Below are 14,666 nucleotides of genomic sequence, written 5' to 3'. Positions count from 1 at the left end.
TTTACGTAGATTTAGAAAGGAACGAAAATGGCTGAATTAGGCGAGGAATTACGACGTGAACGGGTAAGACGTAATCTAACCTTTAAAGACGTGGAGCAAGTGCTACACATTAAAACAACCTATTTAGAAGCTATCGAAGATGGCAACTATGATATCATTCCTGGTCAAGTCTACGTAAAGGGCTTTATTCGAAACTATGGCAACTACTTAGATCTTGATGGGGATCGCTTGGTAAAAGTATATCAAGGACAAGTAGGTGACATAGATACTTTTTCCTTGCGTTCTGTTACGAGACGGAAGGCTCAAGCGACTCCTAATTTGGTACAAAGTGAGTTCGTTGAATACCAAACATCTAAAAAGCGTATGTCTTTAGAAACGCGTCAACGAAAACGTCAACGCTCTATTGTACAAGAACGCATTATTTTGGGGATTATTCTATTTTGTATGGCATTATTTTTACTATGGTTATTCCTTTTCTAATGATTGATTAGGAAGGATAGAAAGGCATTTACACAGTCAATGGATAGATTTTTAGTAACAGAACCTTCGGATATGAAGGAACGTGGCTGGGCCGAATTAGATTTCGTTCTCATCAGTGGGGATGCTTATGTGGACCATCCGTCCTTTGCTCCTGCGGTTATTGGTAGATACTTAGAATCCAAAGGCTATCGTGTAGGCATTATAGAGCAACCAGATTGGAATGATGTAGAGACTTTCAAAAAACTAGGTAAACCGCGTCTAGCATCCCTTGTTACGGCAGGGAATCTAGACTCAATGCTCAATAAATTTACGGCAGCAAAGAAAATTCGTCGTCAAGATGATTATTCTCCAGGTGGTGAATCAGGTCATCGTCCAGATCGTGCTACCTTGGTATATGCTAACCGCATGAAGGAGGCTTACAGTGATGTACCTCTTATTATCGGTGGTATAGAAGCGTCTTTGCGCCGCTTTGGTCATTATGATTATTGGTCAGATACGGTACGTCGCTCCATCTTAGTAGATTCCAAGGCAGATGTACTTGTCTATGGTATGGGAGAACTTCAAATCGTTGAACTAGCCGATGCCTTAGATCAAGGTCGATTTAAAGAGTCCTTGCCGTCTATACGCGGTATTTGCTACATGGCAAAGGAAATTCCAACCATCGACTATGTAGAGTGCCCATCCTATGAAGCTATTAAGGCGGATAAGATGGACTTTGCCGATGCATTCCGCATTCAATACGATGAACAAGATCCGTTCTATGGTCGTATTGTAGTCCAAAAACATGGTGATCGATATCTCATTCAGAACACACCTGCTTTACCATTGACGCAGGATGAAATGGATGGTGTCTATAACCTGCCATATACCCGAAAGTGGCATCCTAAATACGATGATAAGGGTGGTGTACCAGCGTTAAGTGAAGTTCAGTTTAGCCTTGTAAGCCAACGCGGTTGTTTTGGCAGTTGTTCTTTCTGTGCTATCACGAATCACCAAGGTCGTATTATCCAAAATCGTAGTCATGAGTCTTTGATTGACGAAGCACATAAGATGATCAAGATGGACAACTTCAAGGGGTATATTCATGATGTAGGGGGCCCTACGGCAAATTTCCGCCATCTGGCTTGTGATAAACAGGCTGTTTATGGTGCTTGTAAAGGGCGTACCTGTGCGGCTCCAGAGCCTTGTGAAAACTTGAATACAAATCACGATGATTATATTGCTTTACTGCGTAAACTACGTAAGCTAAAAGGTGTAAAAAAGGTATTTGTTCGTTCCGGTTTGCGCTATGACTATGTATTGGCCGATAACAATAAAGACTTTGTGCGGGAACTTTGTGAGTTTCACGTAAGTGGTCAGTTAAAGGTAGCCCCAGAACATGTATCTAAACGCGTTACCAATATGATGGGAAAAGCTGGTAAGGAAGAATTTCTAACCTTTAAGTCTTGGTTTGAAGAGGCGAATAAAAAGCTTGGTAAGAAGCAATATTTAGTTCCGTACTTTATGAGCTCTCATCCAGGTTGTGCGTTAGAGGATGCTATTGAATTGGCGGAATTTTTACGAGACCACCATATGTACCCTGAGCAAGTACAGGATTTTATCCCTACACCGGGTAGTCTTTCTACTTGCATGTATTATACGGGCATTAATCCACTAGATGGAAAGCCTGTATATGTTGCTAAAAAGGGGCGAGATAAAGCAAAACAACGCGCTTTGATGCAGTTTAAAAATATTGAAAACTATGATCTTGTTAAAGAGGCTCTCATAGAAGCCAATCGACGTGATTTAATTGGCTTTGGCCCGGAATGCTTAATTCCACCGCGCCCAATTAATGGAAATTCTAAGCGTATTAGCCAATCTAGTAAATTCCGTAATGGCAAACGAGATTGCGAACCTAGGAATCAATGCCGGACTGCCAAAAGGCGTAGTAGAGATGTGACTAAAGTTCGTACATCTAATAAAAGTTTTGGTGGTCGTTAAACTTAGAGAGTAGCTCTAGCTACTCTCATTTTAAGATACTTTATGTCTTATGGGAGGCATATATGAAACGATGGATTGCTCCGAGCATTTTAGCATTATTTGTGGTAGGAATGTTGATTTATGGTATAAACTTTTACCAACAAGAACAAATAGAACAGGCCAAAGAGCCTATTCGTGGTGAAATTATAGTCTATACGGACTTACCTAATACTTTGACAGCTATGCTTGCTGAGCGTTATGAAGAGGAACAAAAGGTAAAAGTTACTGTAATGCCTCTTACAGAGGAACAAATGTCGCTACGGTCGGCTTCTACCGTGGCTGATACTTCTGGTGATTTGGTGCTAACTTCTGAAGATAATCTCGTAGTTGGTGCCAATGCAGGTAAATATATGCCCATCGTCAATGAACGTATTGACGAGGTACGTGATAATCTAAAGGATCCAAATGGCTATTGGGTTGGTCTCTGGTACGATCCAATCGTATTTGTTCAGAATGATACCTTCCATAATGGCATTGGTAAATATATTACTACATGGGAAACATTGGGAAAACAAGGTGATTGGTCTATCGTTATGACTGATTTTGTAGCATCTCAGAATGCGGCCAATTTGCTATACAATATGGTAGAGTACAAAGGGGAACCAGAGACTCTTGAATACTTGTATAGTTTGAAGCCTCATGTGGTTCAACATGCTAAATTTTTGTCTACTCCAATACGCTTAACTGCGCTAGGGGAGACAAATATTGGTATTGGTAACTTGTCTGATGCGGCGCAATATAGTCATCATGGGTATCCAATTAAGATCATTTATCCTAAAGATGGTACGTCTTATTATGTGACTGGTGCTGCCGTTTTAAAAAATTCAAAACATAAAGCAGATAGTGTAGAGTTTATTAATTGGTTACTATCTTCTAAAACGGCGAAATATATGGTAGAAGAGAATTTTACCTATATATTTACTAATCCTGAGATGGATGAGCCAAAAGATTCTATAGGGCATGATTTAGTGTTATGGCCTGTGAATGGTGGTTATACCCTAGAAGGTAAAAAGTTATTGTTAAATCATTGGGTTAGCCAGGTACGATTCCGTAAGGACTAAGTCAGTTGTATAAATCCAAGAAATAAATAAAAAAGAATCTAGTGACGAAAGGATATGGAATGGGGAAAAAATTAGGATATGTTAGCCTAGGTTGTGCTAAAAATTTAGTAGATACAGAGGTAATGTTAGGATTATTGAGAGATAATGGCTATTTAATTACAGAAGACTTAAGCGAAGCAGATCTTATCGTTGTAAATACCTGTACTTTTATTGAAAAAGCTAAGGCTGAGTCTATAAATACTATTCTTGAGGTTGCCCAATATAAGGAAGATGGTGCTTGTAAGGGCCTTATCGTAGCAGGTTGTCTTAGCCAACAATATCAGGATGAATTATTCCAAGAAATTCCTGAAATTGATGCATTAATCGGTACTGGTGCATGGGATCAAGTTATGGTAGCCGTTGATGCTATTGAGCACGGCAATCGCAGTTGTATTATGGAAAATATTACGAATATCTACGATGAACGTATGCCTCGTATTCAAACTACACCTCGCTATAGTGCATATGTAAAAATTGCAGAAGGCTGTAATAATGGGTGTACATTTTGTATTATTCCTAAGGTTCGCGGCGCTTTTCGTAGTCGTACCGTTGAGTCTATTAAGGCTGAAGTGGGACGATTGGCTGCGACAGGGGTTAAGGAAATTGTTCTTATCGCTCAAGATACAACAAGTTATGGTATTGACCTTAATGATGGTAAACCAATGTTGACTACATTGTTAAAAGAATTAACAACTGTAGAGGGCATAGAATGGATTCGCATGCTATACCTATATCCGACATTCTTTTCTGATGAATTGTTAGATATTATCGTTAATGAGCCAAAGCTTTGTAAATATGTAGATATTCCATTGCAACATGTTAATAACGATATCTTGAAACAAATGAATCGTCGAGACGATCGCAATGATATTGAGCGTTTGCTTAAGAAAATTAGAAATGCGCCGACTCATATTACATTGCGCACCTCTATCATCGTTGGATTTCCTGGTGAAACAGATGAACAATTTGAGGAACTTTGTGACTTTGTAAAAGAAATCAAATTTGATAACATGGGCGTATTTACATATTCTCAAGAGGCTGGTACACCAGCGGGTGCTCGTGAAGACCAAATACCAGAAGAGGTCAAAGAAGAGCGTTATCACGTTCTTATGTCCATCCAAGCTGCTATCTCTGAAGAGAACAATCGCGATTTAGAAGGTACCATTGATTATGCGATAGTAGAGGAAATCGAAGAAGGCGAGAATAACACATTGCTTGCAAAAGGTCGATTGAAATCTCAAGCACCTGATGTAGATGGTAATATGTACATTGAAGACTGCGGTGAAGACATTCAACCTGGTGATATTTTTAAAGTACAAGTAGAGCAAGGCTTTGCTTATGATGTAGTAGCTACAGTTGTAGAATAATACACAGTTCGATATATTCGATTGTGGAGGTGATCTGATGATTGTAGAACTTATTTCTACAGGTTCAGAATTATTGCTAGGTGATACAGTAAATACGAATGTATCATGGCTGGCACAAGAGTTGAATAAACTAGGATATACCATTGCCCATCAATCAGTAGTAGGTGATAATCCGAAACGAATGGCTGAAGTCTTTCAGCTCGCTAGTACAAGGGCTGATATCGTTATTAGTACTGGTGGGTTAGGACCTACGCAGGGCGATATTACACGTAATGTACTTGCCGATTCAATTGGTAGACCTATTGTGTTTAATCAAGAGGCCATGAATGAGCTTGAAAGGTTCTTTAAAAGTGTAAACCGTACTATACCTGATGCGAGTCGGCGAGAGGCACAATTACCAGAAGGGGCGAAGGTATTATATAACCCTGTTGGAGTTGCACCAGGTGTCGTCGTTGAAGATGGAGATACTACATACATACTTCTGCCTGGACCTCCTGGTGAAATGAAGGGCATGTTCCAAGAGAGCGTAGTTCTTTATTTAAATAACCGATTTGGTTCTCAAGGTGTTGTTATATCTTATCGTTATGGTGTATATGATATACGTGAAATCGATTTAGAAAGCACCTTGATGGATCTTATTAAGAATCAATCTAATCCGACGATTGCTTTGCTCATTAAAAAGGGCTACATTGAGGTTCGTATCACTGCTAAGGCTGAAACATTAGAAGCGGCGCAAGAACTACTTAATCCTTGGGATGCAATCATACGAGAACGCTTAGGTTCACGCATAGGGCGTGACTTAACGATTTCTATGGAGGAAACACTAGGCCGTACCTTGCTAGAGGAACACAGCACTATTAGTACTGCTGAATCCTGTACATCAGGATTGGTTGGCAAGCTTCTTACTAATGTCAGTGGTAGTAGTGAGTACTATATGGGCGGTGTCATCTCGTATAGTAATGATGTGAAACATCGTGTTTTAGGTGTACCACAAGATATGCTAGATGCGTATGGTGCTGTTAGTGAGCAAGTGGCTAAGGCTATGGCAGAGGGGGCACGAACTGTTGGTCAAACAACATATGCTGTTTCTACGACAGGCCTAGCTGGTCCTGGAGGCGGTACGCTAGAAAAGCCTGTTGGTCTTGTATGGTTTGGTGTTACTGGTCCACATGGTACGGTAGCCCATAAAGCTAATTTAATTGGCAATCGAGAAGATATTAGACAAAGTGCAGCAGAGCTAGCACTTTACTATGTTTATACTTATATAACAGAAAAGGGGAAATAAAATAATGGCTGTAGATGGCAGACAAGCAGCGTTGGATAACGCGTTAAAACAAATTGAAAAAGATTTTGGTAAAGGTGCTATTATGCGTCTTGGTGAGGCGGCAGATCGCATGAATGTAGAGGTGATTTCCTCTGGTTCTCTAGCTATCGATATCGCTGTTGGTGTAGGTGGCTTCCCTCGTGGTCGTGTAATTGAAATCTATGGTCCAGAATCTTCTGGTAAAACAACAGTAGCTCTTCACGCTGTAGCAGAAGCTCAAAAACAAGGTGGCATTGCAGCATTTATTGATGCGGAGCATGCGATGGATCCTGTATATGCTCGTAACTTGGGTGTAGATATTAATAATTTGTTGATTTCTCAACCAGATAATGGAGAACAAGCCCTTGAAATTACAGAAGCCCTTGTTCGCAGTGGTGCAGTAGATATTGTTGTAGTTGACTCCGTAGCGGCGTTGGTACCTAAAGCGGAAATTGATGGTGAAATGGGTGACGCTCATGTAGGTTTACAAGCTCGTTTGATGAGTAAAGCCTTGCGTAAATTGACTGGTATCATCAGTAAATCCAAAACAGTTGTTATCTTTATCAACCAATTGCGTGAAAAAGTAGGTGTTATGTTTGGTAATCCTGAAACAACAACTGGTGGTCGTGCGTTGAAATTCTATTCCTCTGTGCGTCTTGATGTTCGTAAAGGGGAATTAATTAAAGCAAACAACGAAAATGTTGGTGCTCGCACAAAAGTCAAAGTTGTCAAAAATAAGGTGGCACCTCCATTTAAGACCGCTGAATTTGATTTGATGTATGGCGAAGGTATCTCTAAAACTGGCACACTTATTGATATTGGTACAAATATGGAAATTATTAATAAATCTGGTGCTTGGTACTCCTATAATGGGGAACGCATGGGCCAAGGTAAGGAAGCGGCTAAACAATACTTGCTAGACAATCCACAAATAGCGGATGAAATCGATCGCATTATTCGTGATACATTGGCTGTTGGCACTGAAGAAATCGATGTAATCGGTGAAGAAGTAACTGAAGAAGTATAATCATGAGTGACGAAACGATGCAAGCTGCTATGGATCAAGCGTATCGATTCCTAGCTCAACGCTTTCTTAGTTCTTATGAACTGACACAAAAAATGAGACGTAAACAATTCGAGGACCCTATCATTGAGAGGGTCCTTGAGCGCCTTAGAGATTATGATTATATTAATGATGAACGTTTATCTGAGCAAGTATTAGCCTATTTGATGAAAGAACAGAAATACGGTGTTTATGTGATTAAGCAAAAAATGAAACTTCGAGGACTTGCGATTCCTCAAGAAATTTCTGCTTATGATGAGGTCAAAGCTGCTTATCGGGTGGTAGAGAAAAAATTTGGTTCTATTCTCAATGAAGAGCGGGCTCCTCGGATAAAGGTATTTAATTTTCTCAAATACAGAGGTTTCTCAACAAGCACAATTCAAATTGTATGCAATGATTTTTATGAATAAATTATGCTTTTTGAGAGGCCTTACTAAGCTTGTAAAATCTTGACAGAAAGGGCTTTGAAGTCTAAAATTAATAATAGCCTTATTTATTTATATGATGATATGGCTAATTGATAATTTAATGCATAAAGAGCATAAAAAGGAGTATGAAAGCTCAATTTTGAGAACTTAAAAGGAGGTGAAAGAAATTTTAGAGTATAGTCTAATTGCAGTGGTAATGGTACTGATTGGACTAGGGGTAGGCTATTTTTTAAGAAAAAATATTGCTGAAGGAAAACTGGATCAAGCTGAACAAGAGGCTGCACGCATCATTGCAAATGGTGAACGCACAGCTGAGTCTAAAAAGAAAGAAGCTTTATTAGAAGCGAAAGAAGAAATTCATAAGCTCCGTTCTGATGTGGAACGAGAAAATAAAGATCGTCGTTCTGAACTTCAACGTATGGAACGTCGTATTCTTCAAAAAGAAGAATCTTTGGATAAAAAATTAGACAATATTGAGCATAAAGAGGAAGCTTTACATCGCAAAGAAGCTGACTTAGCCCAAAGCCGTGAAAAGGTAGAAGCTTTATATGAAAAACAAATGGCAGAATTGGAACGTATTTCTGGCATGACGTTCGAAGAAGCAAAAAATATCTTGTTAACGAATGTGGAGCAAGAGATTCGCCATGAAACGGCGATTATGGTTAAGGAAATGGAGCAGCAAGCTAAGGATGAAGCGGAGAAAAAAGCGAAAGAAATTATCTCCTCTGCCATCCAACGTTGTGCAGCTGACCATGTAGCGGAAACTACCGTATCCGTAGTGGCATTGCCTAATGATGAAATGAAGGGGCGCATTATCGGTCGCGAAGGCCGTAACATTCGTGCACTCGAAACATTAACAGGTATTGATTTGATTATCGATGACACACCAGAAGCAGTTATTCTTTCCGGCTTCGATCCAATTCGTCGTGAAGTGGCTCGTATTGCGCTGGAAAAATTGATTGTAGATGGTCGTATCCATCCAGCTCGTATTGAAGAAATGGTTGGTAAAGCTCGTAAAGAGGTGGACCAAACTATTAAAGAGGCTGGTGAACAAGCGACATTTGAAGCTGATGTTCACGGCTTACATCCTGAAATTGTTAAGATTTTAGGCCGTTTGAAATATCGTACTAGTTATGGTCAAAACGTATTGAAACATTCCATTGAAGTATCTCATTTAGCAGGTTTAATGGCAGCTGAACTAGGCTGTGATGTAACTTTGGCTAAACGAGGTGGTTTGATTCATGATATTGGTAAAGCATTAGACCGTGAACTTGAAGGTTCTCATGTTCAAATCGGTGTTGATGTGGCTCGTAAATATCGTGAAAGTGCAGCAGTAATTAACTGTATTGGTGCTCATCATGGTGATGAAGAGTTCCAAACTGTAGAAGCTGTATTAGTAGCTGCCGCTGATGCTATCTCCGCTGCCCGTCCAGGAGCACGTCGAGAAACATTAGAAAACTACTTAAAACGTTTATCTAAATTGGAAGAAATCGCTGAATCCTTCGAAGGCGTTGAAAAATGTTTTGCTATTCAAGCCGGTCGTGAGATTCGCGTTGTAGTAAAACCGGATAAGATTGATGAAGCTGAGTCTACATTACTTGTTCGGAATATCGTAAAACGCATCGAGTCAGAACTTGAATATCCAGGCCAAATTAAGGTCGTAATTATTCGTGAAACTCGCGTTGTGGATTACGCAAAATAATATGCTATAAGCGATAAGTATAGGCTGCAATGTTTTCATTGCAGCCTATTGTTATCAAAGTTTCGGTAATTACATATTGCTATATACGGCGTATAGGAATCATCATGTATATTGCGTTGTAGATGATGATTCCTATGATTCGTATCAAGCTTTTTTATACTTTTTTATAATTTAATTGATTAAAATGCTTTACAAATAGAGGATTTTTTATTTGTATATAGAATTAATATATATATGGGGAAGGAGGCGTTGGCTATGAGCCGATATTTTGAAAATGAGTTGATTGAACAAATCAAAGATGCTAATGATATCGTGTCAGTTGTATCCGAGCATGTAGCCTTAAAGAAACGTGGCAAGAACTATTGGGGTTGTTGTCCATTTCATAATGAAAAAACGCCATCCTTTAGCGTAGCCCCTGAAAAGGGTTTTTATTATTGTTTTGGTTGCCATGCATCAGGAAATGCTATTAAATTTCTTATGGAGTTAGAGCATTTAACCTTTGTAGAAGCTTTAGAGCGGCTAGCTAATCGGGCTAATATTCCATTGCCAGAGGCGAAACTTTCACCTGAGCAAAGAGCTAGAGATGAAAGACGCAAAAAACTGTATGAAGCTTCTGATTTAGCGGCTACTTTTTTCCATAACTGTCTTACTCAAACTTCTATTGGTAAAGTGGGATTAGATTATTTGAAAAAGCGAGGACTCACACAAGCGACCATAGAAACATTTAAGCTTGGTTTTGCTCCTGATGGTTGGGATAAGTTATATCGTGCCTTTCATGACCGTGGCATTGATGATTCCATTCTTTTAGAGTTGAATCTTGTCCGAAAGAATCAAAAGGGTCAATTTTATGACTTCTTCAGAAATAGAATTATGTTCCCCATTATGGATGGTAAAGGGCGAGTAGTTGCTTTTGGTGGACGTGTTATGGATGACAGTACACCAAAATATTTAAACTCTCCAGAGTCATCAATCTTTGAAAAAGGTAAACTTCTATTTGCTTTTGATAAGGCTTATAAATCTATTCGGGAGGAAAAACAAGCTATTCTTGTAGAAGGCTATATGGATGTTATATCTGCTCATAATCATGGTGTTACTAATGTAGTCGCATCATTGGGGACTGCTTATACAAGAGATCATGGACATATCTTGATGAGGCAGGCTGAAGAAATCGTGTTAGCTTATGATATGGATGGTGCTGGTCGTCAGGCGGCTGCTAGAGCTATTGAATTATTGCAAAATACGGATTTTAAGGTGCGTGTCCTTGCCATGCCAGACGGTAAAGATCCAGATGATTATGTGCGTAATCATGGGGGACAGGCATTTAAGGAGTTAGTTGCTAAAGCTGTTAAGCCTCTTGATTATCTATTAAGTGAGTCTTTAATTAAACACGATACAAATGATACAGAAGGTAAGCAGGCTGTTATGGCAGATGTTTTCCCATATATTGCAAATATAGATAGTCAAACACAGAGAGATGATGCTTTAAAAACATTGGCATTGCCATTATGGCTTGATAATAGTACTATTTTTAGTTACTTTAGAGATTATGTGAAAAAAGGACAAATTGAATTAGTGGATACGGCATCGACACCTTTACCAACACAGGATTTACCAAGAGGAGATGCGGAAAAATTATTGTCCTTAGCTTTCACAGATGGCGAAGTATTACAACATATGATGAGCTATTTGCCATTAGAGGACTTTGAAAAAATTGAATATCGAGGTATAATAGAAAAGCTATTCAACTTGTATAAGTCCGAAGGTCGTCTAGATGAAACTGCAATTCAATCTGTTTTATCTTCTCAAGAATACGATATTTACTCTAGGTTGGTCGTTATGAGTGACGATGAATATAAAGTACAAGTGCCTGCATTAATCCGCAAGATAAGGCTCCATTCATTGCGTGAACAGTATAAAGCGCATTCGATTATGGCGGATCAATTAAAACGAGCAGGAGATTCGACGTTTATTAGCGAATTACATAAGTGTCAAGAAATACAGAATTTAATTAGAGAATGGTCTAAGTAAATCATTAATGGTTAAAAAGGAGAGCGCTGTGGCTAAGAAAGTACAAAAAAGTCAAATAGAGGAGATTGTTGAGCAACTTCTTGAAAAAGGCCGTAAGAGCGGTGTGTTGACACAATCCGAGATTTCAGATGCTCTTCATGAGCAGACGGAAATTACTGCGGAACAATTAGATGATATTTATACGACTTTGGGTAAACTGAATGTTGAGATTGTGGCAGATATTGATGCAGATGATACAGATAGTCATACAATTGAAACAGATGAAGATGAAGACGAAGTTTCTAGTGAGAAGAAAATTTCTATCGATTTAAGTGTTGATTCTGGTGTTAATATCGATGACCCTGTACGAATGTACCTAAAAGAAATTGGTCGCGTACCATTGCTTTCAGCTGACGAAGAAATCGTATTAGCTAAGCAAATCGAAGCTGGTGCACAAGAGGATGCTACATATAAGGATATTCAACTTAGCAAAAAGGCTAAGAAAAAATTGGTAGATGCTAACTTGCGACTAGTTGTAAGTATTGCGAAACGTTATGTAGGTCGCGGTATGTTGTTCTTGGATTTAATCCAAGAAGGTAACTTAGGTCTAATCAAAGCGGTAGATAAATTCGACTATACTAAGGGTTATAAATTTTCTACATATGCTACTTGGTGGATTCGTCAAGCGATTACGCGTGCTATTGCAGACCAAGCTCGTACGATTCGTATTCCTGTACATATGGTAGAAACAATTAATAAATTGATTCGTATTTCTAGACAATTGTTGCAAGACAAAGGTCGCGAGCCATTGCCAGAAGAAATTGCTGAAGGTATGGGAATTACTGTAGAGCGGGTGCGTGAAATTCAGAAAATTGCTCAAGAGCCAGTATCCTTGGAAACTCCGATTGGTGAAGAGGAAGATTCCCATTTAGGGGACTTCATCGAGGACCAAGATGCAATTGCTCCAGACGATGCAGCTAGCTACATCTTACTGCAAGAGCAAATTGAAGATGTATTTACATGTTTAACTGATCGTGAGCAACAAGTATTGATTTTACGTTTTGGTTTGAAGGATGGTAAGCCTCGTACATTGGAAGAAGTTGGTCAACATTTCAATGTTACACGTGAACGTATTCGTCAGATTGAAGGTAAAGCGCTTACTAAATTGCGCAATCGCGGTAAACGTGATAAAATCAAAGACTTCTTATAATATTTTGAAACTCTTAAGGGTTGTAATGCAGTGTTGTATAGCACTGTATTACAACCCTTTTGTGTTATAATAAAAAATGGTAATATCTTACAATAAAAAGCATTTTATGATAAGACTTATGTAGTAGAGAAGGGTCTCATGTAATAGCGATAAGTCTTATGTAATAGATATAAGTTGAAAGCTTATGTGATGGATAGGAGATATAATGTTTACAGTTACTAAACGGTTAGAGGTGAGTGCATCTCATCAATTAAAACTAGATTATCCGAGTAAATGTCAAAATCTTCATGGGCATAACTGGATTATTACAGTTCATGCACGCTCTGAAGAGTTAGATCATAACGGAATGGTCATCGACTTTACGATTATTAAAGAAAAAATTCATGGTCGCTTGGATCATTGCCATATCAACGATGTACTAGGCGACATTAATCCCACTGCGGAGAATATGGCAAAATGGATTGCTGATGAATTGGGCCCAAAATGCTTTAAAGTAGAGGTTCAAGAATCTGAAGGGAACACAGCTATTTATGAACGTGATTGAGATTTTTGCCTCTATTGATGGGGAAGGTAGTCGGCAAGGCTTGCTGACTACATTTTTACGCCTCCATGATTGCAATATTCGCTGTTCCTATTGCGATACGACTTATAGTTATGGCATTGATAGTGTCTTTACAGAGATGACTGTAGCTGAGGTGGCTGATGTTATTGAAAGTTTAGGTAATTATCGAATCACTATTACTGGCGGTGAACCTTTATTACAAGAAGCAGCTGTAGTAGAGCTAATCGATGAGTTAAATCGTCGGAAGGCTGAAACAATGCAGGATAATACATCAGGCCAAGCTGGTTCAACTTGTATTATTGATATAGATAAATTTGATAAACGAGAGATACTTAATGATAGCCTTTATGATTTCAATATTGAAACAAATGGCACGATTATACCGAGCTTTCACAGAGATAATGTGTGGTTTACCTATGATTATAAAACACTGTCCTCTTTAGCCGAAGAGTCTATGAATATAGACATATTCAAGGTGGCTACAGAACGAGATCTTATCAAGTTTGTCGTTGGTTCTCCAGAAGATTTAGATTGTATGCGTCGTATAATTGACCAATATCCTACAGCGGCTCAAATATATGTATCGCCTGTATGGGGACAAATTGAGGCGGCATCGATTATCGATTATATGAAAGCATATAATTTACAGAATGTACGATTTCAACTGCAAATCCATAAATTTGTCTGGGATCCAGATGCAAAGGGTGTATAGTATTATTAGGATGTGTAGTGTCAGTATCTTTTCTAATGCATAGTATGATATGAGGTCTGATGGAATCTTGATATAAAGGGGTAAATATGGATACAAAAAAAATAGAATCACTTATATATCAGTTGTTAGAAGCATTAGGTGAGAATCCTAATCGGGACGGTTTGTTAGAAACACCGAAACGGGTGGCTCAAATGATGGAAGAGGTATATGAAGGCATTCAGTATACAAATGCTGAAATTGCAGAAATGTATGGTAAAACCTTCGCTGTAGATACAAATCAAATGGTAGTAGTAAAGGATATTACTTGCTTCTCTCATTGTGAACATCATATGGCATTGATGTATAATATGAGTATCAGTATTGGGTATATACCAAAAGGTCGTGTCATAGGTTTATCTAAGATTCCTCGCATAGCTGAAATGTGTTGCAAGCGTTTACAATTGCAAGAAAAAATTGGTGAAGATATTTCGGAAGTAATTTCTTTAGCGACAGGGTCTGATGATGTTATTGTGCACATTATATCGTCCCACAGCTGCATGAGTGCAAGAGGCATTAAATCTACAGATAGCCAAACGACTACACTAACTACTAAAGGCGTATTTAACGAAGATCATATGATTCACCGTTTTATGCTAATGAAACAGTCTTAAGATTTGAGTTGTTCGAGTATAATACATTTGTGACAAAAGAATAAAAAATAAGAAGATTCTCTG

13 protein-coding genes are annotated in these 14,666 nt (G+C 38.6%); all 13 read left to right on the top strand.

The features are described from left to right. Positions 1 to 27: 27 nt before the first annotated feature. The 13 genes from Q7O55_RS07515 to folE all read left to right on the top strand — a co-directional run bounded on the left by Q7O55_RS07515 (position 28) and on the right by folE (position 14,603). The gene (locus Q7O55_RS07515; RefSeq protein ID WP_004696413.1) at positions 28 to 480 is read left to right on the top strand and encodes a helix-turn-helix transcriptional regulator; all 453 of its coding nucleotides are present in this window, start codon (positions 28 to 30) and stop codon (positions 478 to 480) included. Positions 481 to 519: 39 nt separating this feature from the next. Next, positions 520 to 2,460, top strand: coding sequence for a YgiQ family radical SAM protein (locus Q7O55_RS07510; RefSeq protein WP_303929535.1), 1,941 nt, complete (start codon positions 520 to 522; stop codon positions 2,458 to 2,460). Positions 2,461 to 2,522: 62 nt separating this feature from the next. Next, positions 2,523 to 3,560, top strand: coding sequence for an ABC transporter substrate-binding protein (locus tag Q7O55_RS07505; protein WP_303929534.1), 1,038 nt, complete (start codon positions 2,523 to 2,525; stop codon positions 3,558 to 3,560). Positions 3,561 to 3,619: 59 nt separating this feature from the next. Further along, entirely contained in the window at positions 3,620 to 4,966 is a 1,347-nt protein-coding gene (gene rimO, locus Q7O55_RS07500; protein WP_303929533.1) for a 30S ribosomal protein S12 methylthiotransferase RimO, read from the top strand. A 37-nt stretch (positions 4,967 to 5,003) separates the two neighbouring features. Beyond that, a complete protein-coding gene (locus Q7O55_RS07495; protein WP_303929532.1) occupies positions 5,004 to 6,251 on the top strand; it encodes a competence/damage-inducible protein A in 1,248 nt (415 codons plus the stop codon). 4 nt (positions 6,252 to 6,255) lie between these two features. Beyond that, a complete protein-coding gene (gene recA / locus Q7O55_RS07490) occupies positions 6,256 to 7,296 on the top strand; it encodes a recombinase RecA (RefSeq protein ID WP_008601363.1) in 1,041 nt (346 codons plus the stop codon). Between the two features lie 2 nt (positions 7,297 to 7,298). After that, positions 7,299 to 7,742: a regulatory protein RecX gene (locus Q7O55_RS07485; RefSeq protein ID WP_303929531.1), complete on the top strand. Its 444-nt coding sequence runs from the start codon at positions 7,299 to 7,301 to the stop codon at positions 7,740 to 7,742. 175 nt (positions 7,743 to 7,917) lie between these two features. Continuing rightward, complete coding sequence (gene rny / locus Q7O55_RS07480) at positions 7,918 to 9,462, top strand: ribonuclease Y (RefSeq protein WP_303929530.1); 1,545 nt, start codon at positions 7,918 to 7,920, stop codon at positions 9,460 to 9,462. 255 nt (positions 9,463 to 9,717) lie between these two features. Continuing rightward, entirely contained in the window at positions 9,718 to 11,490 is a 1,773-nt protein-coding gene (gene dnaG / locus Q7O55_RS07475) for a DNA primase (RefSeq protein ID WP_303929529.1), read from the top strand. Positions 11,491 to 11,518: 28 nt separating this feature from the next. Then, positions 11,519 to 12,679, top strand: a complete 1,161-nt coding sequence (gene rpoD, locus Q7O55_RS07470; RefSeq protein WP_004696398.1) for an RNA polymerase sigma factor RpoD — start codon at positions 11,519 to 11,521, stop codon at positions 12,677 to 12,679. Positions 12,680 to 12,884: 205 nt separating this feature from the next. Continuing rightward, entirely contained in the window at positions 12,885 to 13,223 is a 339-nt protein-coding gene (gene queD, locus Q7O55_RS07465) for a 6-carboxytetrahydropterin synthase QueD (RefSeq protein WP_303929528.1), read from the top strand. After that, positions 13,210 to 13,953, top strand: a complete 744-nt coding sequence (locus Q7O55_RS07460) for a 4Fe-4S cluster-binding domain-containing protein (protein ID WP_303929526.1) — start codon at positions 13,210 to 13,212, stop codon at positions 13,951 to 13,953. The genes queD and Q7O55_RS07460 overlap by 14 nt, the downstream gene beginning before the upstream one ends. Positions 13,954 to 14,039: 86 nt before the next feature. Beyond that, complete coding sequence (folE, locus tag Q7O55_RS07455) at positions 14,040 to 14,603, top strand: GTP cyclohydrolase I (RefSeq protein WP_303929525.1); 564 nt, start codon at positions 14,040 to 14,042, stop codon at positions 14,601 to 14,603. The last annotated feature ends 63 nt before the right edge of the window (positions 14,604 to 14,666 follow it).

Source organism: Veillonella parvula (assembly GCF_945949885.1).
Lineage (GTDB): Bacteria > Bacillota > Negativicutes > Veillonellales > Veillonellaceae > Veillonella > Veillonella parvula_B.
This window is presented reverse-complemented; position numbering and strand designations above follow the sequence as displayed.

What these genes read in the sequence shown, in the direction of transcription:
- Q7O55_RS07515 (WP_004696413.1), top strand. Translation starts at nt 28, where the DNA reads ATGGCTGAATTAGGCGAGGAATTACGACGTGAACGGGTAAGACGTAAT.
- Q7O55_RS07510 (WP_303929535.1), top strand. Translation starts at nt 520, where the DNA reads ATGGATAGATTTTTAGTAACAGAACCTTCGGATATGAAGGAACGTGGC.
- Q7O55_RS07505 (WP_303929534.1), top strand. Translation starts at nt 2,523, where the DNA reads ATGAAACGATGGATTGCTCCGAGCATTTTAGCATTATTTGTGGTAGGA.
- rimO (WP_303929533.1), top strand. Translation starts at nt 3,620, where the DNA reads ATGGGGAAAAAATTAGGATATGTTAGCCTAGGTTGTGCTAAAAATTTA.
- Q7O55_RS07495 (WP_303929532.1), top strand. Translation starts at nt 5,004, where the DNA reads ATGATTGTAGAACTTATTTCTACAGGTTCAGAATTATTGCTAGGTGAT.
- recA (WP_008601363.1), top strand. Translation starts at nt 6,256, where the DNA reads ATGGCTGTAGATGGCAGACAAGCAGCGTTGGATAACGCGTTAAAACAA.
- Q7O55_RS07485 (WP_303929531.1), top strand. Translation starts at nt 7,299, where the DNA reads ATGAGTGACGAAACGATGCAAGCTGCTATGGATCAAGCGTATCGATTC.
- dnaG (WP_303929529.1), top strand. Translation starts at nt 9,718, where the DNA reads ATGAGCCGATATTTTGAAAATGAGTTGATTGAACAAATCAAAGATGCT.
- queD (WP_303929528.1), top strand. Translation starts at nt 12,885, where the DNA reads ATGTTTACAGTTACTAAACGGTTAGAGGTGAGTGCATCTCATCAATTA.
- Q7O55_RS07460 (WP_303929526.1), top strand. Translation starts at nt 13,210, where the DNA reads ATGAACGTGATTGAGATTTTTGCCTCTATTGATGGGGAAGGTAGTCGG.
- folE (WP_303929525.1), top strand. Translation starts at nt 14,040, where the DNA reads ATGGATACAAAAAAAATAGAATCACTTATATATCAGTTGTTAGAAGCA.